The sequence below is a fragment of the Aeromonas sp. ASNIH7 genome (assembly GCF_002903485.1).
Taxonomy (GTDB): Bacteria; Pseudomonadota; Gammaproteobacteria; order Enterobacterales; family Aeromonadaceae; genus Aeromonas; species Aeromonas caviae.
Genome location: NZ_CP026226.1, coordinates 1,990,018 through 2,012,476 on the forward strand (window position 1 = coordinate 1,990,018; position 22,459 = coordinate 2,012,476).

General features: G+C 54.7%; 18 protein-coding genes and 2 pseudogenes. 7 read left to right on the forward strand and 13 right to left on the reverse strand.

What is annotated here, in order from left to right; genetic code table 11:
* Positions 1 to 20 precede the first annotated feature (20 nt).
* The 8 genes and pseudogenes from C2U47_RS09420 to C2U47_RS09455 form a co-directional block, all read right to left on the reverse strand.
* Complete coding sequence (locus C2U47_RS09420) at positions 21 to 1,442, reverse strand: IS66-like element ISKpn15 family transposase (protein ID WP_032495448.1); 1,422 nt, start codon at positions 1,440 to 1,442, stop codon at positions 21 to 23.
* Positions 1,443 to 1,572: 130 nt separating this feature from the next.
* Positions 1,573 to 2,660 (reverse strand): annotated as a pseudogene (locus C2U47_RS09425) (IS3 family transposase).
* A 73-nt stretch (positions 2,661 to 2,733) separates the two neighbouring features.
* Positions 2,734 to 2,946, reverse strand: a pseudogene (locus C2U47_RS09430) (IS5/IS1182 family transposase); the annotation flags it as partial.
* Between the two features lie 453 nt (positions 2,947 to 3,399).
* On the reverse strand, positions 3,400 to 4,959 hold the full coding sequence (locus C2U47_RS09435; protein WP_103261608.1) for a GMC oxidoreductase: 1,560 nt from the start codon (positions 4,957 to 4,959) through the stop codon (positions 3,400 to 3,402).
* On the reverse strand, positions 4,956 to 5,567 hold the full coding sequence (locus C2U47_RS09440; RefSeq protein WP_103261609.1) for a hypothetical protein: 612 nt from the start codon (positions 5,565 to 5,567) through the stop codon (positions 4,956 to 4,958). The genes C2U47_RS09435 and C2U47_RS09440 overlap by 4 nt, the downstream gene beginning before the upstream one ends.
* Before the next feature lie 228 nt (positions 5,568 to 5,795).
* Positions 5,796 to 6,761, reverse strand: coding sequence for an endonuclease/exonuclease/phosphatase family protein (locus tag C2U47_RS09445; RefSeq protein ID WP_103261610.1), 966 nt, complete (start codon positions 6,759 to 6,761; stop codon positions 5,796 to 5,798).
* A 116-nt stretch (positions 6,762 to 6,877) separates the two neighbouring features.
* A complete protein-coding gene (locus C2U47_RS09450; RefSeq protein ID WP_041207141.1) occupies positions 6,878 to 8,308 on the reverse strand; it encodes an IS4-like element ISAeme22 family transposase in 1,431 nt (476 codons plus the stop codon).
* Positions 8,309 to 8,396: 88 nt separating this feature from the next.
* Complete coding sequence (locus C2U47_RS09455; protein ID WP_233735879.1) at positions 8,397 to 9,074, reverse strand: hypothetical protein; 678 nt, start codon at positions 9,072 to 9,074, stop codon at positions 8,397 to 8,399.
* A 167-nt stretch (positions 9,075 to 9,241) separates the two neighbouring features.
* On the opposite strand from C2U47_RS09455, the gene C2U47_RS09460 reads away from it, so the two are divergent.
* Complete coding sequence (locus tag C2U47_RS09460) at positions 9,242 to 10,378, forward strand: ISAs1-like element ISAs12 family transposase (RefSeq protein ID WP_021141311.1); 1,137 nt, start codon at positions 9,242 to 9,244, stop codon at positions 10,376 to 10,378.
* Positions 10,379 to 10,394: 16 nt separating this feature from the next.
* Here C2U47_RS09460 and C2U47_RS09465 read toward each other — a convergent pair whose 3' ends face one another.
* The 5 genes from C2U47_RS09465 to C2U47_RS09485 form a co-directional block, all read right to left on the reverse strand.
* Positions 10,395 to 10,574 (reverse strand): DUF6448 family protein, encoded by a 180-nt coding sequence (locus tag C2U47_RS09465; protein WP_103261611.1) that lies wholly within the window; start codon positions 10,572 to 10,574, stop codon positions 10,395 to 10,397.
* 27 nt (positions 10,575 to 10,601) lie between these two features.
* Positions 10,602 to 11,552 carry an IS1595 family transposase gene (locus C2U47_RS09470; RefSeq protein WP_103261612.1) on the reverse strand — a complete coding sequence of 317 codons (951 nt, stop codon included), beginning with the start codon at positions 11,550 to 11,552 and terminating at the stop codon, positions 10,602 to 10,604.
* A gap of 273 nt (positions 11,553 to 11,825) precedes the next feature.
* A complete protein-coding gene (locus tag C2U47_RS09475) occupies positions 11,826 to 12,965 on the reverse strand; it encodes a helix-turn-helix domain-containing protein (protein WP_052816350.1) in 1,140 nt (379 codons plus the stop codon).
* Positions 12,956 to 14,281 (reverse strand): ATP-binding protein, encoded by a 1,326-nt coding sequence (locus tag C2U47_RS09480; protein WP_011786649.1) that lies wholly within the window; start codon positions 14,279 to 14,281, stop codon positions 12,956 to 12,958. Before C2U47_RS09480 ends, C2U47_RS09475 begins: the two co-directional genes overlap by 10 nt.
* On the reverse strand, positions 14,271 to 14,936 hold the full coding sequence (locus tag C2U47_RS09485; protein ID WP_020833793.1) for a response regulator: 666 nt from the start codon (positions 14,934 to 14,936) through the stop codon (positions 14,271 to 14,273). The genes C2U47_RS09480 and C2U47_RS09485 overlap by 11 nt, the downstream gene beginning before the upstream one ends.
* 167 nt (positions 14,937 to 15,103) lie before the next feature.
* Between C2U47_RS09485 and C2U47_RS09490 the strand changes: the two genes are divergently transcribed.
* The 6 genes from C2U47_RS09490 (at position 15,104) to C2U47_RS09520 (ending at position 22,459) form a co-directional block, all read left to right on the forward strand.
* A complete protein-coding gene (locus C2U47_RS09490; RefSeq protein WP_020833792.1) occupies positions 15,104 to 16,420 on the forward strand; it encodes a ferredoxin reductase family protein in 1,317 nt (438 codons plus the stop codon).
* Positions 16,421 to 16,496: 76 nt separating this feature from the next.
* Positions 16,497 to 16,877, forward strand: a complete 381-nt coding sequence (locus C2U47_RS09495; protein ID WP_020833791.1) for a PepSY domain-containing protein — start codon at positions 16,497 to 16,499, stop codon at positions 16,875 to 16,877.
* Positions 16,878 to 16,931: 54 nt separating this feature from the next.
* Entirely contained in the window at positions 16,932 to 17,405 is a 474-nt protein-coding gene (locus C2U47_RS09500; RefSeq protein WP_019677799.1) for a DUF2271 domain-containing protein, read from the forward strand.
* Between the two features lie 22 nt (positions 17,406 to 17,427).
* A complete protein-coding gene (locus tag C2U47_RS09505; RefSeq protein WP_020833790.1) occupies positions 17,428 to 19,644 on the forward strand; it encodes a PepSY domain-containing protein in 2,217 nt (738 codons plus the stop codon).
* 75 nt (positions 19,645 to 19,719) lie between these two features.
* Positions 19,720 to 20,472 carry a VIT1/CCC1 transporter family protein gene (locus tag C2U47_RS09510; RefSeq protein WP_011784790.1) on the forward strand — a complete coding sequence of 251 codons (753 nt, stop codon included), beginning with the start codon at positions 19,720 to 19,722 and terminating at the stop codon, positions 20,470 to 20,472.
* A 712-nt stretch (positions 20,473 to 21,184) separates the two neighbouring features.
* Complete coding sequence (locus C2U47_RS09520; protein WP_103261613.1) at positions 21,185 to 22,459, forward strand: IS4 family transposase; 1,275 nt, start codon at positions 21,185 to 21,187, stop codon at positions 22,457 to 22,459.

A 22,459-nucleotide genomic window follows, 5' to 3' on the forward strand; every position in this document is an offset into this window, starting at 1 on the left:
CCCATTTTTAGGGTATCTATTCACCAGGACGGGGTTGACGGCATCAGTTCTGCCGGGATGGGATAATCTGTCTTCTCGATGCACGCCCTGACCACGGCCCTCAACCACTCCTGTGGGCAGCGGCCCAATCGCTTGCCGGTCTCCACCAACGACAGGATGCGCTGGCGAAACAGCTCGCCCCGGTGAGACCACACGCCGTAGCTACCCTTGCGCCAGAGCACATAGCCACGCAGCGCCCGCTCCGCCTCGTTGTTGGTCAGCGCTATTTCGTCGTCAGTCATAAACCGCCACAGCATCTCGTCATCCCGCAGCAGCAACTGGCATCGTCCACGGTAGCGTTTGCTGCACAACAGGGCGCCGCGCTCCAACTGGCTTCGCCAGCTTTGCCGGTAACGCGCGAGCCTGCGCAGGTATTTCTGCTTGCTCAACGCACCGCTTTCCCAACGGTGCCGGGTACGAAACACCGCATCCGCCAGCAAGACCAACCGGGCACCGATGGGCTGGTTGCACTGCTCGCTACTCTCGGCGATGGCCACGAGATTGCGGGCCACGTGGGCCCAGCACAGTTGCCGCTGGTCGGCGTCGATAAACCGGTAGCCGGCGTACTGGTCGGTCACCAGCACCCCGTCAAACTCGGCGCCCAGCAGCCGCTTGGCCGCCTCCTGACCACGGCCATAGGCCGTCATGAAGCAGACGGCTATCTTGCTCAGCGCCAGCCACATCCAGCGGCGCTCTCCACCCCGCTGATGCCGGGTCTCATCGGCATGAACGTGGGTGGCCGTCTGCACCTGCTGCTTGATGGCCTGGTAGGTCGGGGTGAGCATGGCACTCACCCGCCCCTGCGCCTCACTGATGGCGCCCCGGCTAAAACTCAGGCCGAAATGCTGTTTGAGCTGCTGCTGTATCTGGCTGACGCTCTGGTGAAACTGGCCGCTTTGCAGCGCGATGTAGCTGAGCAGATTGGCCCCCATCTGGCTGCTGCTGACGTTGTCTGGCAGTGCGGCCTGGGTCGTGCCGATACACCGTGAGCAGGTCGCACGATACAGTTGGTGTTCGGTGACGAGATAGCTCACCTCGGGCAGCTCGAACACCTGATGAACCTGATAGGGTTTGGCATGGGCCACCATGTCCCCGCCACAGCAAGCGCAATCGGCGGCAGGGTAATGCGGGACCAGGGTCAGGCGGGCATCAAGCGGATGCCGCTCGCGGCGATGTCCCTTGTGACCGGGCTGCGCCCCCCGTTGCTTGCCGGACGCCGGACGCTTGCGGGCCGGCGGCGGTGCACCGGGGCCGTCGCTGGAAGGCGGCTTGGAGGAGTTGCCGCTGTGCTGATTGAGGCGGTCCTCCAGCTCGGCGATGCGGTCGAGGAGCTTATAAATCAGCTCGTTGGCCTGCTCCAGAGTGGTGGGCATTCCCGCGGAATGCATGGTGTTTTTGCTCATGGGGGGAGCGTATCTAAGGAGCAGGATCAAGCAAGCAGGAAAGTGGGATCAAGAGACGATCGTCTCATTTTTCCTGTGTCAATACTGTTCCGGTGAATACTTACTTTTTAGGGGCAGTCAAAAGTAGAGGTCATGCGGCCTTTGCCAGGTGCTGCTTTGGCGTGTAGCCATTCAGCGCCATATTGGGCCGCTCATGGTTGTAAGTCCACTGCCATTGGGGTGGCAAACGTCTGTAGCTCATCCAACGACTCAAACAAATAGTGGCCAGCCAGTCATAGCGAACCGTCCGGTTAAACCGCTCGATATACGCATTCTGCTGCGGGTTCCCCGGCTGGATATAGCCCAACATGATCTCCTCCTTTTTCGCCCAACTTTTCAGTTCCTTGCTGATGTACTCCGGGCCATTATCACAGCGGATCATCGTTGGCTTGCCACGCCACGCGATCACTTGCTCCAGCGCCCGCTTTACCCAACCTGCGGGCAACGAGAAATCAACCTCGATGCACAGCGCCTCGCGGTTGAAGTCATCGATCACATTAAACAGGCGTACCGAGCGAGCATCGCTGAGTTGGTCATGCATGAAGTCCATCGACCAGCAGAGATTGGGTTGTTTGGGTACCGCCAATGCCACCGGCTTTTCGCGCACCAGTCGCTTCCTGGGTTTTATGCGCAGATTGAGCTCAAGCTCCCGATAGATCCGGTATACCCGCTTGTGGTTCCAGCCAAACCCTTTGACGTCGCGCAGGTAGAGGAAGCAGAGCCCGAAGCCCCAGTTGCGTTGGCTGGCCGTGATGCGCAGCAATTCATCAGCGATCCACTGGTTTTCATCGGCCAGCACCGGCTGATAGCGGTAACAACCCTCACTCACGCCGAATATCTGGCAGGCGAGGCGGATAGAGAGGGGGTAGTGAGCAACCGCCTTGGTCGCCATCTCCCGCCGAGCAGATGGCGTCACCACTTTTTTGCCATGGCCTCGGCGATGATCTCGGCCTTGAGGCGCTCCTCGGCATATATCTTCTTGAGGCGGCGATTTTCCTCTTCGAGCTCCTTGAGGTGGGCCATCAGAGAAGCGTCCATGCCACCAAATTTGGCGCGCCATTTGTAGAAGGTGGCGGTGCTGATGCCGTGTTCGCGACAGAGCTCCGGGACGGGTGAACCGGCCTCAGCCTGGTTGAGGATGGCGATGATCTGTGCATCGCTAAAGCGTGATGTTTTCATGTAGAACCTCCAGCGTTCAAAATACGGGAAAATTCTACTTATGAGCACCCCAGTTTTTCGGGGGGATTGCGCAATGGTACCACTGTTGCATGCAGTGAATGCGCTGCATGGTGTCGAGCGGATAGGGGCGACGACCCTTGCCAGCCTTGGGATAGACCGGTTCGATGATGGTCAGCATGCTTGACCAGAGGAGCAGTGCCTCCATGCGGGCAAAGAACCTCTCTTTTCGAGTCTGACGGCGTTTGCCATTGAACTCGCAGTCAGCGAAGGTGAGCTGGTGACTCATGTTGAACATCATCCCTCATGCCAAGATGGCTTGATGATCTCATACCGGGGACTTGTTCGCACCTTCCTTGGTCGTCGACGATTTAGTTGGCTCCCTCGAGAGCCTTGTGGGGCGCACGATCAGTAGCCTCTGCGCGCAGAAGCTCATAGTGAAGATCGACACCGGCAAATACCGACTAACCGATCTTCCATAGCTTCGTAAAGTGGGACTCGTTGGCCGTCATACCGCACTATTGGAGCAGCCTAATGCAGCACGGCGTGGTCATCCCGGACTGATAGAGGATGACGGACTGCTTCTGGCCGACTCCAGCCAGATGCGGCAGGCTCAAAGCAGTCAAAAGCCGTCACTAATGCTGGAGTTAAGGCGCCGCGCGTAGCGCGGTCGCCTTGAACGACTTGTTAGGCATTTTTTAATGCAACTTAAACAACATACCCGAGAATCACGCCATCGAATCTATGATTTAGCTAGATGCTTTCCAAGACGGAGGCTCAAAGCGACCAACGTAAGGGTTGGGTTGACCGCACCGGAGTTCGGAAATACAGCGTTTGAGGCGACGTAGATATTCTCGGTGTCATGTACACACAGATTTTTGTCGACGACACCGGTGGCTGCTGAACTAGACATTCGACAAGTACCGGTCGAATGGTCGGCTCGAGAACGGCTCGGCGGGCCTGGATCGGCTGGTTTCAGACCGGCCTTGTAGAGGATATCCCGCAGCCGCTCCATGTGCGCGACACGTGCGGTCGCTGTATCTGGGTGTTCGGCATAGTCGATTTTTGACCGAGGGAGTCCCGTCCCAGTTGCGCCCCCTCCATTCGCGACCGTGACACGATTCTGTGGAGCAGGGAATGCTTCGATTAGCGCCCTCAGTTCCATTCGAGTCTTCGATGCGATGTGTGCATTTATTTCGTCCGGCGACACGCCTTCTATCAGTTTCTCGGCGGGCTTCATCACGATGTACTTTCCGTCGCGAACAAAGAACATTTTCCCACCCTTTTGATACTGTGGCGTATCGAAGAATCGAGAAGCCATGGTCGGAAAGTCGACCTCCTGCTCAAGACGCTCTGTATTGTTCTCGATGCGACCGTAAGCGCTCAGAAGAGGGTGAGTGACCAAATAGCGGCCTACATGGTCCGTGTCATTCCCGATGCCTCTTGGCCAGAAGGTGCTAGTTGAGGCTTGAAGGATCTTGGGGCTCTCTATAGTCCCGGATGCAACCACCACCCGGTCGCCGAGCAGTTGTTCCTTTTTTCCAGTTGATCGGTTGATATAGGTGACGCCCACGGCGGTCTTCTTGTCCTTCATGTCGATCGAAATAACGGGGGCTCCTACGATGACCTGCACTCGTGAATTGAACTCCACAACCAGCTTGTCCAAATCCGCTGCTGCCTCATAGCGCGCGCCAACGGGACAAAAGCGACACGTTCCGGAGGTTACACACCACGCGTGGCGCGCCAGAGGAAGAGGTTCGTATGCATTGGCGCCCAGCGACTTCAGCGTTGGAATGAGCAGGCCACCGAGTGCCGTATAGGGCAAAGGTTTTTGCGGGTATTTCTTACCCTTCCGAGGCACCGACGTCGTGTTCGAGTCACCACGGACGTCAAGAAATAATTCGGCCTTATGGTAGAACTCCTCGAGATCGTCGTAGGAAATTTCCCAATTCAATGCACCCGGTCGGGCGTCCCCGAGGCGAAAGTCCTCAGGCTTCATCCTAAGACTCCAGCCGCCCCAATGATTGGTGCTGCCTCCTTTTACGATCAACCGTCCACCAACCAAATCAAAGATACTGTTGGCATTGATGTCAGCATCTTCTGCTTTGTCTTGGTAACGCATGGTTGGGGGCGTTCTTGTCGTCACAAAGTCCACCCACGCCCGCTGCCTGTTAACTCCAGGCTGAAAGTTCTCTCCGGCCTCCAGAATCACGACCTTTGCGGTAGTGTTTTCCGTCAACAGGCTGCGACTAACAGCAACGGCGGCCACGCCGGAGCCCACAATTATGGTTGTCTTGCTCATACCTTGCTCCTCCGGTACGTACCCGGGATTTCCGGAAGGCCGCCTTGAAAACCCTCGAAGTTGGTAAACCCGAAGATGTAGAAACCACCTCTCGAGACCATGTGCCGCACCAATTCGTCAAAGACCAGGGTGCGCGCTCGGGTTAACCGGGGAGCATTCAGGCTCTTGTCGGCCCGACAAGCGAATAGAACGTGCGCGAAAGCTGCTTCCGCACCACCAAGACGCTGGACCGCTTGGTTCCAAATCGTCGCGGCGTTCTCATATTCGGTTAGGTAGCTGTCTTCGCCTTGGGTCGTAGTCTTTAGATCGAGCAAGGCGGGGAGTTGTTTCGACGCGTAGGTCGAGATGTCCGTCCGATTAGGCGGATCTTTAAACCCCCATGCTGCAATTGCGGTCTCCGCAAAGGCAGTTAATGCATCATATATCTGGCTACTCGCCGGTCCCGTTACTTCTGGTTTATATGGCTTTTTAGGCAAGGCCCCCGGTCCGATTTCAGAGCGCTCGAAGCCCGAGAAGTCATCCGCAAGGGCAATGCTTGGAATTGCAGAAACGAATGCAGCGGACAACCCCGCCAAAAGCAACGTACGACGCGTAAGCAAAATACTCATGGTTCTCCTCCCGCTGAATCCCTGCGACAATTATAGATCTGTGATTCCTTTGGCAACTTCAAGAAGTTAATCGGCGCCCCAAGCTCCAACGTTTATAAAAGCGGCACTTTTCATGGCTTGCTCTTTAAGAGCCTAACATAGAGTTGAGGGGCGTCCCGCTTTTGCGGCGCCCCGCTCGAACGCCGGGTTGGGCGGTATCTTTAGCTCCATCTTCCGCCGGCTTGTTGTTTAGAATTTCATCTTGAAAGAGATAGGACAATGATCCGAGCCTTTCATAGGTACCGGTAACTCAAGTAATGAGCCAGTCACATAATGGTTCATTAATTCGCTGCTCATTAACGCATGATCAATGAGCCATTTGGAGCCGCCACCCCTGCACTCTGGCAATGCCTCAAACCCATCGGTTGGGCGAAATAGGTCTGCGCCAAAGGGCTCTTTATCAGAGAGTTCTGCATAAAGGCTCACTTTAGAGTCCGTCTCGCGCTCAACTGCGGAGTCAAATCTACGGTTGAAATCTCCAATTATGATTGCAGAAAAGCCAGATTTAATTGTGCTATCTAGCCAAGTCTCAAGTGCTGGTGCTTGGTTCTTAAGAACATCACAAGTTACGACGCCATTCGCGCGGTCTCGCTTGGTTGCATGCCCACTATTCAGCGCATAATCAAAACAACCGCTCTTCAGATGTACTGACAATAGTTTGATAGTCACTCCATTGATGGTCAACGGCAGCTCTGCTCCATGCCTAGAGTGATCCTTAAAGGCAGCTCCAAGTTGGTAAATATCACCCAGCGCCCCAATTTTCAGACCGCTTGATTTTCGGACGACAAACCCTGTGCGCTGTATCCAAGGGCTGTTCATATTCACGTATGCGTCGTACTCATCCTTTGGCCAAATTTGTTGAAGTGATTCTGGGCTTTCTACTTCTTGCACGGAGATAATGTCCGCATTTAGTTTTTTTGCGACAGCCTTCATGTCCGCTATCTGCTCAGGAGATTTGCATTCCCATCGGTATGGATGTGTTTCATCGAGTTTTTCTCGATCAGCAGCAATAATTTTTTTGCAATCGTCAAACTGAGCCTGACTTAGAGGAGAAGATCTATGCCACGCCAAGTTCCAAGTCGCAAATGTGAGTATTTCAGCCTGAATTGAATTTGAAAAGCTGAAAAACAATATAAAAAAATACGTCTTGTTCATATAGTGTATTCTCCGCCCTTACAGATAATTTTGTGTGATTCAAATGAATTGCTGGAACTTCATTTATGAATTAATCGTTTGTCATTTTCCAGAAGAGTCTTGATGCTGTCTCTTGATCAGATCTTGATCCCCTGCGCCATCAGATCCTTGGCGGCAAGAAAGCCATCCAGTTTACTTTGCAGGGCTTCCCAACCTTCCCAGAGGGCGCCCCAGCTGGCAATTCCGGTTCGCTTGCTGTCCATAAAACCGCCCAGTCTGGCTATCGCCATGTAAGCCCACTGCAAGCTACCTGCTTTCTCTTTGCGCTTGCGTTTTCCCTTGTCCAGATAGCCCAGTAGCTGACATTCATCCTGAGTCAGCACCGTTTCAGCTGACTGGCTTTCTACGTGTTCCGCTTCCTTTAGCAGCCCTTGCGCCCTGAGTGCTTGCGGCAGCGTGAAGCTTTCTCTGAGCTGTAACAGCCTGACCGCGACAAACGAGAGGATCGAGACCATCCGCTCCAGATTATCCGGCTCCTCCATGCGTTGCCTCTCGGCTCCAGCTCCGGTTTTCCATGCCTTATGGAACTCCTCGATCCGCCAGCGATGGGTGTATATGTCGATGACCCGCAAGGCTTGGGCTAGTGACTCGACGGGTTCACTGGTTAACAACAACCATTTCAACGGGGTCTCACCCTTGGGCGGGTTAATCTCCTCGGCCAACACCGCATTGAGCGTGATATTCCCCTGTTTTAGCGTGATGCGCCCACTGCGCAGGCTCAAGCTCGCCTTGCGGGCGGGTCGATTTTTACGTTTACCGCGTTTATCCACCACGCCCTTTTGCGGGATGCTGATCTGATAGCCACCCAGCTCCGGTTGGTTTTTCAGATGGTCGTACAGATACAATCCGGAGCCAGTGTCCTTGCGCGGGTGCTTGGAGCGCACTACAAATCGCTCTTTATGTGTCAGTTTGTCCTGCAGGTAAGCATGGATATCGGCTTCGCGGTCACAGACCGCAATCACGTTGCTCATCATACTGCCCATGCGTAACCGGCTAGTTGCGGCCGCAGCCAGCCATTTGCCACTCTCCTTTTCATCCGCGTCGGCAGGGTCATCCGGGCGCATCCACCACTCCTGATGCAGTAATCCTACGGTGCGGAATGTAGTGGCCTCGAGCAAGAGAACGGAGTGAACCCACCATCCGCGGGATTTATCTCCAATAGCACCCAGCTTGCCAAGCTCTTCGGCGACCTGGTGGCGATAACTCAAAGAAGTGGTGTCCTCAATGGCCAGCAGTTCGGGAAACGCCTGAGCTAACTTGACGGTTTGCATGGCGCCAGCCTTTCTGATCGCCTCGGCAGAGACGTTGGGATTGCGGATAAATCGGTAAGCGCCTTCCTGCATGGCTTCACAGCCCTCTGATGAGATGGTTATTGATTTTCCAGAACATTTTGCCAATTGAGCGGCGACGTTAACCAGACGGGTGGTACGGCGAGGATCACCCAGCGCCGCCGAAGAGAACACAGATTTAGCCCAGTCAGCCGCACGATGAAGAGCAGAAGTTATCATGATCGTTACCATGTTAGGAGGTCACATGGAAGATCAGATCCTGGAAAACGGGAATGGTTCCGTTCAGGGCGCTACTTGTGTATAAGAGTCAGCCCTTGGTCAGCTGTGATGACTTGGTCAGCGCATCAAAGCGGATCTGATAGGCATGAGAGATATCATCAGCCAGAGCACTGGCAAAATAGCGTTCATCCACTTCTGTATCAGTCGACAGCAATATCACCTGATGACTGGCAAAGGGGAAGTAGTGATGAATCAGCTTGTCTCTATGGTGTGAGTCAAGGCGCCCCAGCGGGGTATCAATAATGACCGGCAGTTGTCTACCAGATGTTTTAGCCAAGGCTTCCAAGATCGCGATGGCATAAATTTGCTTCTCACCGGCAGAGAGTGACTTTCTATTGATAGCAATCCCAGCTTCGTCTACCAGCTCCACATCAAAGGTGTGAGGATTGATCCTGGCCTTAATCTGCAGATCTTCTTTTCTGGCCAATTTTCGGTAGGCCACTTCAAAATTCTGCTCCAGCGTTTTAACTCGAGCTTGGGTCAATACATCGCTGTATTCATCCAGTAAACTGATGGTTTCATTGGCATATTGCACTGCACTCACGGCACCATATTGCTCTCTGGCTTTATCGTGCAATTTCTGGATCTGGCGGCAGGGCGAGATCGTGAACATTTTGTTAAAAATTAAAAATAGTTTTTTGCCTACAAAACAAATACTTATAGGCCTGTGATATGCAGTTAACTTTATAGTCAGGATCGCCTTCACACTTTTTAATCGTCACTGCACGTCATTTCAGCTCAAAAAATGCGCATGAAATCCAAAAAATGATAATTTCCATGATTTCCATAGTTAACAATTTGCTCACATCCTCACCCTGAAATTTGACCTGGTGATCCGGCTGTGATCTCATGCTCCTTTTCAGGAGTGCTCTCATGTCTATTGATGCCGTTTTCGCTCAGTTCTTCGACAATATTCACGACCCTCGCCAGCATGCCAAGATTTATTATCCCTTCTACGATGTCCTGTTTCTCACCGTCTGTGCCGTGATCGGCGGGGCTGAGGGCTGGGAAGATATTGAGGATTTCGGCGAGGTTCATCTTCCCTGGTTTCAATCCAAGGGACTGTTTAAAAACGGCATTCCTGTCCATGACACCATTGCCAGGATCATCTCCGGCATCAAACCAGAGCCGTTTCAGGCCGCCTTTGTGCGGTGGACTCAAGCCATTAACCAGCACACCGATGGCGCCCTGGTCGCTATCGATGGCAAAACCCTGCGCAGTTCCTATGACCGTGAGGATCGAACGTCGACCATTCACATGGTCAGTGCCTATGCCGCCGCCAATAAGCTGGTGCTCGGACAGATAAAAACCGACGCCAAGTCCAATGAAATTACCGCTATTCCCGAGTTGCTGGCGCTGCTCGACATCAAAGGCTGCCTGGTATCCATCGATGCGATGGGGTGCCAGACCGAGATCGCCGAGACCATCCTTCAGCAAGGTGGCGATTACTTATTGGCCGTCAAAGGCAACCAACCCAAGTTGTTCGAGGCGGTTCGACAGGCCCTCGCCCCGCTGGCGGCCACCCCGTTATGCGCAGAGACGATGACGCTTGAGAAGGCTCATGGCCGCATCGATGGTCGTGAGTACCATGTCATGGCGGCGGGCGAGTTGGCCGCCCAGTTTCCTCATTGGAAACAGTTGCACAGCATTGGCGTGGCCATCTCCTATCGCGTTGAAAATATGCAAAAAATTACCATAGAGCAGCGTTATTTCATCAGTTCCAAAGCGTTGGTGCAGGATGAGTTTGCGCGAGCGGTGCGTGGGCACTGGGCCATCGAAAATAGCCTGCACTGGGTGCTGGACGTCACGATGGGCGAGGATGATTGCCCGATTTATCGCGGTGATGCCGCAGAGATTTTGGCGTGCATCCGGCACATGGGGCTGAACATGCTCAGGGCCGAGACTTCACGCAAGGCGAGCGTAAGACGGAAGCAAAAAATCGCAGGAATGAGCAGTGAATATCTGGAAACGGTACTCAATGCGGGTCTCAAAAAACTGGGTGAAATTTAACAAAATGTTCACGCTCTCACCCTGGCACCCATTTGAGCAAGGGCTTAACATTGCCTGACTCCAGTGCCGCACGGGCTTCGGTAATCACGGGACCGTCCAGAGCATCACAATGAGCTTGGGCGCTACCGGCAAACATCAGGCTGAAGATTGCTGCGGCCACTGCGGGAACAGCGGTTTTGCGTAATTTGGTTTTCATACATGACCTCTTCATATTGCGTCCTGATTACCCATGACCCTCAGCCAGCTTCAAGAGCCGATATGGCATCGGAGGGCTTGCCACGACTGCATGCCCCAATTCAACCAACATGCTCTTGAGGTCAAAACGATGATTAAACCGGAAGCAGTATTCCGCAAGATGCCTTGGTAAATGCTTCGCTCCGAGCGTATGGCAACTGCCCCGCAGCGAGTTTTTCACATTTCCTATCATCGTGTTTACCCAGTTGAATGCCGGATGATCCAGCCAGTCCAGGTTGCCCCCGGTGACAACACCCAGGTGCTCACAATTGGCCTCCTTGACCGCTTTGAAACAGGCCAATCCATCGGATATCACCGCGCTACCACTGGCAATATGCCGTTTTGCCCAATCAGCAACGGACTTGGTTTTGAAACCATCGACCACCGTCATCCGCATCTTGATTGGATGTCCTTCCTTGTTCAGGGCCACTGCTGCCACAAACGGCGTCTTGCCTGCCGCGCCCCGACCCCGTTTGCCACCACGGTGCTCGCCACCCCAGTAGACATCATCGAGCTGAATGATGCCGCTGATGGGCTGCTTGTCATCGGACTCTTTCATGGCTTGCAGCAGCTTGTGCTTGAGCATCCAGGCGGTGTCATATTTGACGTCCAACTGGCGCTTTAGCTCCATCGCTGACAAGCCAGTTTTGGTCTGTGACAGCAGCTGCATCGCCAGAAACCACTTGGTCAGTGGGAGTTTTGTGTTTGCAAAAATCGTGTTTCCAGTCAATGACATCTGGTGACGGCAGTTATTGCATTGCAGCACGCGTGGCCGACTTTTCAGGCGACAGCAGGTCTTGTTGGCGCACTCAGGACAGATGAAACCGTTCGGAAAACGCCAAGCAAGCAGCGCGTTTTCGCACTGCGCTTCAGTGCCATAGTCCTTGAAAAAATCAAACAGGCTGTAGCCTTTCTGGAATTGGACTTTGCTTTTGGCCATGATCTCGCACCTCAGTAACTGTACGTAAGATCAGTATAGCTCGTGGTGACTGCTAATCATGGGTAATCAGGTATTGCGTTGAGCTTCACGAGCACCGGGTTTGGTGGCGCTTGGCAATCAGAGTACGGAAGGGAGGCCAAAGAATCGTTCGCAAGTACGAAACCGAACCGATGCCATGGTTTAGAAATAAAAACCTACAATTCAGCTGTTTAGAGGTTTCAGTATCGGGTGAGAGCGTACTCGAACGCCGGGTAGCCAGGTTCAGGATCGTGGCTAGGGTCGGATATCGCCCTGCAGGGCTCGTCGGCGATATTCACTGGGGGTAAATCCTGTCTCTTTCTTGAAAGCAGTGTTGAATACGGACTTCGAGTTGAAGCCAGAGTCATACATAGTTTGCAGAATATTTGCCTGATTGGCTGCATCGGCCAGGCGCGATTTCGCCTCGTCGATGCGATAGCGACTGACGAACTCAAAGAAATTGCAGCCAAAGCCTTGGTTAATGGCCCGTGAAACCTCTCTTGAAGGGGCGCCCAATTTCCGTGAAAGTTGTTCCAGGGTCAGGTTGGGGTGCAAGTGGGGCTTTTCCTGGTGCATTAACTGTTGGAGCCTGACCTTTAAAGTTTGATCAAACTGCGGCGTGGGCTCTTCTTCCAGCAAGGCGGCCTGGTCTGCTGCCAATCCAGAGAAAACAACGGGTTGGCGAAGAGAGTTTATCATCAGAAAATTGATGAAAATGAAGCCCGTTACAGCGCCAGCGCCGGCCACCCACTCGGTTCCGGGCACGCTTCTAAACACATGCGCTGTAAGGCAGTACATCATGCTCACGGTCCAAGCCACTGCATAGCCGATCAGAAGCGTCCGTAACCACGCAAGTTGTTTGTTTTCAATACTCGAGAAAATCTGTCGAATACCAAGGCCGAAACGGTTAATCGCACGAATAGTCGCGTACAGGTAGCCCAGAAAGACCGCGTGAATAGCGACTGCAAGAAGGGGAGAGGTAAGTACGCCCGGGTGGTCCCGTTCAAGCAGAATCTGAACTTTGGTCTCGCTTGGCTGTAAATAATATTCAATCAGAAAAATTGCGCCGACCACCCAGAAGAGCAACGTGTGCACGAGATGCTTCCCGCTTAACTGGAAATTCTGATACATCAGCGATTGCGCATATAGATAGAGCGTGCCGGCTTGTAGAAGTCCGATGAGTGTTCCGAGGTAGGCGAAGTTTGGGTACTGGAGCGCAAGCCCGCTGCCATAGAGGAAGATCTCTCCCAGCCCGGCGGCGAAGAACACCAGAGTGGCAACCAGGAGTCGGTTAGATATGAGCCCACTGTTGGATGGAAGTAGGAGAAAAACGGCAAGAGCCAGCGATTGAATGATGCTCGTCAGCAGCACAATGTCGGTGAGTGTCAGATACATGCCAGATTCAGCTCCGCTTCAAAACCATCCTGCCGTCCTGTTGCCGGCGATCTGAGATGCAGGGTCATGCCGGCACCTTTAGCAATCGCATCGGCAATCGCGAGGCCCAGGCCAGAACCTGCAGCGTCCGTTTTGGCGCGTGCAAACCGGTTTCTTAAAAGAGCGAGCTGTTCCGGTGGCACTCTTGCACCGCCATTGCAGACCCTTAAAACCCCATTATCGTTCAGGTTGATCTTCACCGGCTCGCTACGGGAACCATGCTTAAGGGCATTCTCGATCAGGTTACGCACCAGGATGGCGAAGGCATCGGGATCAAGAAAGGAGTTCACTTCGCGCTCCGGCAGGGATAAAACAACTCGCCCGGGTGCCTGGGCCTCAAAATCCCGGGCAATCATCGCGAGGATGGGCACAAGATCCTGCTGGCTTTGTGAGAGTGCACCGCCACCTTCTGCTTTTGCCAACTCGAGCAGTTTTCCGGACAGCACCGAGAGACTGCGTAACGCTTCTTCAATTTCTGCAACATCATTCTTGAGATAATCATCGGGCATTCTGGTTTTCAGTCGCTGCACTTTGGCAAGCGCTGTTGCCAGGGGAGTTCGCAATTCATGGGCACTGTTGGCGGTAAAGCTGCGTTCTGATTCGAGAGCACGATGCAAACGCTCAAGCAGCCGGTTGATGGCACCGGCGATTGGTTCAAATTCACGGGGTAACTGCTCTTCTACAACAGGGGACAGATCTCCCGCGCCGCGGGATTCAATGTCTTGCTGAAAATCGACCACCTTACGAAGGGAAAGCCGGACAATCCACCAGACACCCAACAGGCTGACCGGAATCAGCACCAGTAAAGGCAACAGTAAGGCTAATCCCGCCTCCAGAGCGGATTCACGCCGGTGCGCCAAGGGTTCGGCCACTTCAAGATAGATGGTATTGCTGACTGCAGATACGCCATATAGCCGGTGGGTCAGAGTATCTGAAAACCCTTCCGCGGGGGTCCTGCTAAACACGCCAGGGTCGGCATCGTGGGACTGGAGCAGAATATTTCCAGCTTCGTCCCGTACCAGATAGGTCAGGTATTCGTCATGGTCTTTCAGGGCTGGGGCCTTTTGATTGCCCGCGCCGTTCTCACGGTTCAGGATGTCGGTGACCGCCAGTGGCAGTATGCGCTGGGCGGTTTCTTCCAGGGCACTGTCGAAGACCTCGTTCATTTCATGCTGTGCCACCAGTCCCGAAGCGGTCACGCCCAACAGCCAGAGTAGGGTGACACCGAGTGTCAGGCCGATACCGAGTGTTTTTTGCAGGCTGGTTCTAGTGGTCATGTGTTTCCAGGCGATAGCCCATTCCCCTGACGGTTACGATAGCGTCCCGCCCCAGCTTTTTACGCAGACGGCTGACATAAACTTCGATGGTGTTACTTTCGATTTCGGCCCCGAAAGCGTATAGACGATCCTCCAGTTGCGATCGCGATAACAGCATTCCGGGTCGCTGGATAAAGCCCTCAAACAATGCCCACTCCCGTGCCGTAAGTTCTACCGGCAGGCCGTTGCGACTGATGCGGTGATCGCCAAGATCAATCATCAGCTCGCCCACTTGTATGATCGGGCTTGGATTGCCGCGATATCGGCGAGCCGCCGCGGCCACGCGGGCCGACAACTCCGAAAGATCAAAGGGTTTGACCAGGTAGTCGTCAGCACCGGCATTCAATCCTTCAATCCGGTCAGACACCTGATCCCTGGCGGTCAGAATGATCACCGGTGTTGTTATTCCGGTAGCCCGGATCGTTCGCAAAAAGCCGAAGCCATGGCCGTCGGGCAGCATCAGGTCCAGCAGAATCAGGTCGTAGGCTGTGGTCCTGATACTCGCCTCAGCAAAGCGCAGAGTTTGCACCCAGTCCACGGCGTGGCCGTCGTCCGCAATCTGATCCCGGACCGCCTCGCCCAATCCCGCCGTATCCTCCACCAAAAGAACCCGCATTGTTCACCTCTGACCCAGCCCTGAAATCAAGATACTACAGCTCGAACCTGACAACAGCCTGAATGGTCAATAACGCTTCGATCTCTCTTCACCGACCTTCAGCTGGCTGTCAGGTTTGGGCGCTAGCCTTCGGGGGAATATTCCAGGTACCGATCGCAGGAGATGTGATGATGCGGATGATTTTTCCTTTCGTTGTGTTGGTTTTGGGCCTATGGGCCTGGAACCTCTTTGCAGGTCCTGGGGCCGGTTCTCCCTGGGCAGTCTATGACCAGAGCCTGCTGCTCAGTGGGCTGTTATCCATTGCTCTGATGTCACTGACCATGATGCTGGCACTGCGCCCAGCCTGGTTGGAGAGACCGCTGGGCGGGTTGGATCAGATCTATCGCACCCACAAATGGGCGGGCATTCTGGCAGTGGTATTCGCGGCAGCTCATTGGCTGATTGAAATGGGTGACGATGTTATAGAGTCGATTTTCGGAAAGGCCGGCAGGCTGCACGATCAGGATTATTCCGGGTTCATCGACACCATGCGCGATGCTGCGGAAGAGGTAGGGGAGTTCGCCGTCTATCTGCTGTTCGCCATGCTGTTGATCACTTTGTGGCGCAAGTTTCCCTACAAATACTGGCGTTATTTGCATCGCGGCATGCCGGTGCTTTATCTGTTGCTCGCTTTCCACGCGGCGTGGCTGACTCCGCTGCAATGGTGGCAGCAGCCAATCGGACTACTGATGGCCATTTTGCTCTTTGGCGGGAGCATCGCCAGCGGGCTATCTTTGACCGGCAGAGTTGGTCGTCGTCGCCAGGTTCGCGGCATGGTCACCGCGATCAAAACACCAGACCGGGACGTCACCGAAGTTACCTGCCACATGGGGCCGGCATGGCCCGGTCACCGTGCGGGGCAATTCGCCTTTGTGACCTTCGACCGGATTGAGGGTGCGCACCCGTTCACCATCGCCAGTGCGGATCGGGAAAATGGCACTGTTACCTTCCTCATCAAATCCCTCGGAGACTTTACCCGCAATCTGAGCCAGAAAATCAGCGTGGGGCAAACTGTAAATATAGAAGGCCCTTACGGCTGTTTTAACTTCGATCGCCGCAACCGCAAATCCCACCAGATCTGGATAGCCGGTGGCATCGGGATCACGCCGTTTCTGGCCTGGCTCGAAGCTCTAAGCAGCGCCACCGACGCCACCGTGCCTGAAGCCGATCTGCATTACTGCACGCGCAACGCCGGCCAGGATCCCATGGTGGATCGACTTCGGGCGCTTTGCGATGGCTTTCCCGGAATACACCTCGAGATTCATGACAGCAGCAAGGGGCAGAGGTTGTCTGCCGAGACGTTGTCTACCAACGGACGCTCGGCAGCAGGCGCAGAGGTCTGGTTCTGCGGCCCGGCAGGGCTGGGGGAAGCCATTAGAAACGGCTTGCGGGCAGCACCCTTCCGCCTGACTCGCTTCCATAAAGAAGCTTTTCAGTTCCGCTGAAATGGCCTCGTTTGTTCAGGTCGTTGTCAGGTTAGCGCCTTAGAGTGGATTTAACACAACCAGCAGGAGAGACACCATGAAGACCAAACCCATTATTCTGAGCCTGTCTTTGTTACTTCTGAGCGGCACCGCACTGGCCGATGACGACTGCGATGATCCGGTGGCGAGTTGGCAGCCCCGTGAAAATCTGCGTGAAAAGCTGGAAGCCGAAGGCTGGACAGTTCACCGAATAAAGGTTGACGACGGTTGTTATGAAGTCCGGGGCCTCGATGCCGATGGGATCAGGGCAGAAGCCTCTTTCGCGCCCGCTTCATTGACCATGATGAAATGGGAGCGTGAAGACAGTGACGATGAGGAGAGGGACCGCGGCAACAGGAAAAATGGACAGGACAATCCCAAAAGTCAGGCGCCACGCAACGGCATCGTCAAGGGGCGTCCCACGGTTACCGTTGAGTAACTGAGCGAATTTGCCCTGTTCCTTTAACGTTCATCAGGTTTTTGGAGACCATTTATGAAAACGTTTGTTCTCACTTGCAGCCTTTTCGCCGCCTTGGCTTTACCGGTATTCGCCCAGGCCCGTGACGTGACCTTCACTACGGAACTACAGAATTACGGCGGCGATGGAGCCTATCTGGCGCTGTATCTTACCGATGCCGCCGGAGAGTATCAGGGTACCCTTTGGGTTTCCGGGAAGAAATCTAAATACTACAAACACCTGGGAGGCTGGGCCCGGGGCAGTGGGCTTGATCCTGCAGAGTATGACGGCTTGACTGGCGCCAGTGTTACCAGTGGCCGCACGCTGAAAGTGACTGTGAACCTCGATGATTCGCTGATCGACAACGGCTATGAGGTTCGAGTCGACTCTGCTGTTGAAGATATGCGCGATATCAGAGCCGATGTGATAGCCCCCCTGACCACCGAAGGGTCCGGAAAGCCGGTTTCAGGACGTGGTTACGTGCGCGCTCTGACCTACGAGCTTCAATAATTCACCAGGAGCATCGGCTATTATGTTGCGCAAGTTCCACAGTTTACCGGGTTTGCTTGCAGGCGTGTTCCTGATCGTTCTCTCGGTCACGGGAGCTGTGTTGGCTTTGGCTCCGACGCTGGATAGAGTGTCAGCGGTCATTCCGGCTTCCGGTGAAGTCAGTATTGCCGAGCTGGCAGACCGGGTCGTTGCTCACTATCCCGGGACTGAGCAGATCGTGCGAGAGCCTTCTGGCAAGGTCATTGTCTATTACAGCCGTGACGGCCAGGCCGGTGCGGATCTGGTGAATCCGGTAACAGGTGAGGGCACGCCCTACGAACCTTCCGCATTCTTTGGCTGGATCAAGGATCTGCATCGTGCGTTTATGCTGGATGATGCCGGTAGAGCGCTGGCCGGCGTATTGGCTGTTTTGATGGTGCTTCTGTGTCTTTCGGGAATATTTTTGATAGCCCGGCGTACCGGGGGTTGGAAGAATATATTAAGACCGCTTTCCGGCTCTGGCGGGAAACGAATCCATGCCGAATTGGCCCGGTTTGCCGTGCTCGGCCTACTGTTATCCGCGCTGACCGGCAGCTATATGTCCGCACAGCGCTTTGGTTTGCTGGCTGAAGCGCCTGACACCGGGCCAAGGTTTCCGGCTGAGGTCTCGGGCGGGCAACCATCGCCTGTGGGCACCTTAAAAGCCCTAGGCAATTTCGATCTTGGCGAACTCCGGGAACTGGTGTTTCCCTATCCCGGTGATCCGCAGGATGTCTATTCACTGTCAACCGCCGGCGGCTCCGGATTCGTGGACCAGGCTACGGGCGAGTTGCTGCAGTTCCAGCCGCGCTCTGACAGCGGCGTATTGCAGGACTGGATTGTACGTTTGCACACCGGTGAAGGCCTATGGTGGCTTGGCCTGATTCTTGGCGCTGCGGCACTGACTGTGCCAGCTCTCTCGATAACAGGTGCAACCATCTGGTGGCAGCGTCGCCGGTCTTCAGGGCAGCTTCCTGACAACGCCGATGCCGCTCAGGCGGATACAATTATTCTGGTCGGCTCCGAAGGTAATGCCACCTGGGGATTTGCCCGGGAACTCCATAGCAGCCTGAATAAGGCCGGTTTCCGCGTGCATTGCAGCGAGATGAATGCCCTGGCTAAGCAGTATCCGCAGGCTTCCAGGCTGTTCGTGCTGACTTCGACATACGGCGATGGTGATGCACCCGCATCGGCCCGGCAGTTTATGGCCAGGCTCAAAGAATTCCGGGCTGAGAAGAACCTGCGATACACGGTACTGGGTTTTGGTGACCGGCAGTTTCCGAACTTCTGTCAGTTTGCCTTGTCGGTGGATGCTGCGCTCGCCGGTAAAGGCGTCAGCCGTTTGCACGCCATTGAACTGATTGATCGGTGTTCTGCCTCGCAATTCAGTGAGTGGGGAAACCGGGTTGGTGAGGTTATCGGTACTCCGCTTTTCTTGAACTACTGTGCATTGCAGCCAGCAACGGTCAAACTGGAACTGGTAGAAAGGGCGGATTACGGGATTGCGGTTCAGGCGCCCACCAGTATCTTCCGGTTCAAACCGGCGGAGCAGGGCGGATGGCTAACGGCTTCTCCAAGAAGATTTAAAGCGCTGCCACCGTTCGAGGCGGGAGACCTTTTGGGGGTTATTCCCCCACACGGTCAACCCCCGCGGTTCTACTCGCTCGCGTCCTCGGCAAATGACGAAATTGTTGAGATATGCGTCCGTAAGCAGGCCGGCGGTCTTTGCTCCGGTTATTTGCATGACCTCAAGCCGGGTGATTGTATCGATGGCTTCATCCGCCCCAATCCAGGCTTTCGGCCAGCTACCGGTAACCGACCAGTGATTCTTGTTGGTGCAGGTGCCGGGATTGGTCCGTTAACCGGTTTCATCAGAAACAATACCAGTTGCAACCCTATGTATCTGTACTGGGGCGGTCGCGATGCCAGGTCAGATTTTCTCTACCAACCTGAGCTTGGGCGCTATCTTGAGGATCATCGACTGAGCGGGCTGAACACAGCCTTCTCAAGAACAGACGAGCGCGCCTACGTGCAGGATAAGCTCAAACAGGATGAATTAGCCGTGCGACAGATGGTTAACACCGGTGCGCAGATACTGGTCTGTGGTGGCCAGGATATGGCGGCGGCTGTGCGGCAGGTTATAGAAGACATTCTCAAACCCTTGCACATCGATATTGAAACTCTGAGAGGCCAGGGACGTTATCTTGAAGATGTATATTGACAGATAAAGTGACAAGGTCGAACTGAGCCTATAATCCCAAAGCACCAAATCGCGTCCTGAACAGGAAGCTGAAAGATGCCATCCACAGAAAATGAAAGACTGCTCAGCGAGCACCAGCCTAATGCCGTTCGTGCACGGCTTGCTGGTCCCGTTAAGGCCTCGACGCTACCAGATGCTGTGCTTGGCGGCATCGATGGCTGCGTTACAACGTTTGCGGTTGTATCGGGTGCGTTCGGCGCAGGTTTCTCGCCACAGGTTGCGTTGGTACTCGGCTTTGCAAACCTGATTGCAGACGGCTTCAGCATGGCGGTAAGTAATTACGAAGCGGGCCAGGCGCAGTTGAATCAGATCAAATTTGCTGAACGCACAGAACGTGAACATATCCGTGCTGTGCCAGAAGGTGAACGTGAGGAAATTCGCCAGCTGTTTCAGGCGAAGGGATTCGACGGCGAATTGCTGGAGCAAGTAGTGGAGGCTATCAGTCGTAATCCCGATGTGTGGGTAGCAACCATGTTGCGAGAAGAGTACGGACTCTCGGGTGCCGGACTCAGCCCACGCCGAGCCGCGTTGACTACCTTCGCCGCATTTTTGTCGGTTGGTGCTTTACCTTTACTGCCTTATGCCATCCCGGGTATGGAGAGTCAGATTCAGTTCCTGACGAGTCTTGGTTTGGCAGGCGTCGTCTTCTTGGGTATCGGAATGCTTAAAAGTATCGTCTATGGCTTACCAGCAATGCGATCAGGACTCCGGACTTTGATCATGGGTACGGCCGCAGCGGGGCTGGCGTTTGCTACTGGGCATTTTGCGCAGGGGTTATTGGGGGGTTAGTTCTTCAGCGGTGAATAGACAATTTAACATAATATTCCCCTAAGAGCTGATATTCATTCGCGTACCCGCTATTGGAATTAACGGCGGATTTCTCGCTCTGTTCGCCCAATGAGTGTAGTTGCAGAATTGAATTTTTAAAGCACAACTCATGCTGAAATGAAAATTATTTAGCAAGGGCCAGTCGTCGACTAATTACTGCGCAACTTTATGAATTGTGGAAAAAATGGTGTCGATATCATTGATGCCAAAGGCTTAGCGTACAATTTTTTCCGTTTCGTGAACTGACCCCACATGGGACGGCTACGACGACCGCCAGAAGAGCAGCGTCATGGTGAACGTCAATTCAGGTCGCCACCGAGGCGAATCTGGCCGCATTACTGCGTCGGGCGGCAAGTCTTTCTCGTGCACTGCCCAGTCAGGCCGCGAACGATTTCCAGCAAGCGGTCGCCGCAGAACTGGCGGAACTGCCTGCAGGCATTGCTGGCACTGAGGTCGAACGAATGGTTCGCCAGCGCGTTGGGCAAAATAAGTTTCGTGATGCAATGCTGGATTACTGGGGTGGAGCATGTGCCGTGACGGGGGTGGCTATACCTGAGGTGCTGCGCGCCAGCCACGCCACATAGACAGGATCTTAAGCGGAACATGATGAAATAGATGGAAAAGTGGCTCTTCATGTGATCTCGTTAAGTCGCCAAACACAAGAGGAAGAGCCATGGCCATTGTCGGTGCAACTCGGCGCTTGAAACAACTGTTCAATGCCGACTGGTTGAACAAGATCGCCAGAGAGTCCAAGTTCATGCTCCGTAGCCGCGACATCACCCCGCTGCCGCTGGTATCGGCACTGGTGGCCTCACTGGGCGATGGTAAAACGGCTTCGATTGCTGCCATCCACCGCACCTTCAACGGGATCCACTCTGATACGGCACAAGGCGTTGCCTACAAACCGTTTCATAACCGCTTGCGGCAGGTGGCCTTTGCAACGCTGATGGCAGCGGTTGCCCAGCGGGCGATGGCCTTGCTTCTGGAGCCTCAGCCCCAGGTGGCATCGAAGCTCAACCGCTTCCGTCGGGTGCTGATTCACGACGGTTCTTCCTTTGCCGTGCATCGCGGACTTGCCAAGACCTTTCCCGGCCGCTTCGGTGGCGCGGCAGTCGAATGCCATCTGACCCTGTCGCTGTTAGAGCAACAGCCGCTCCGGCTGGAGATCACCGCCGATACGCAGACGGAGCGCACCTTCCTGCCGGAGGCGGCGACGCTGACGGGCTCGTTGCTGCTGGCCGATGCCGGTTACATCAGCGCCAAGTACATGAGCGAGGTGGCGAGTTACGGCGGTTTCTATCTGATGCGCTACTCGAAAGGGCTGAACCCGACGATCACGCAGGCCTACAACACTACCGGCAAGCGACTCAAACCGCTGCTGGGGCTCCGCTTCAAAGCACTGCGGCGGCGGATGAGCCGCAGTGACCTGCTCGATCTGGACGTGACTTGGGAAGGCAACGATTGCCGGATGGTCTGCTACTGGCATGCTCGGGAAAAGCGCTATCTATCATGGCTGACCAATCTGCCGCGCGAGCTGTTTTCCGCGGTCGAGGTGATGCAGTGCTACCGGCTGCGCTGGCAGGTCGAACTGCTGTTCAAGGAGCTGAAAAGCCACACCAACCTGCACCGCTTCGCGACGCGCCAAGAGGCCTTGGTGACGGGGCTGATCTGGGCCAGTCTGCTGGCCTTGGTGGTCAAGCGGTTTGTCCTCCAGCAGGCGCAGCAACAGACGGGAGCGGGGCCGTTATCGTTCCTGAAAATGGCGTCATCGGCGAAGGATTGGCTGGCGCCCATCATGCGTTCGCTGGCCACGCGTTACGGCAGCCAATTAGAAGCTGATTTTGGCTGGGCAGTGGCATTTATTGCTGCCAACTGCCGCCGAGATAGGCAGAGTAAATCACGCCAAGACAACAGCTTATGCGCTATTCTTGCGGCTTTCGCGGCTTAA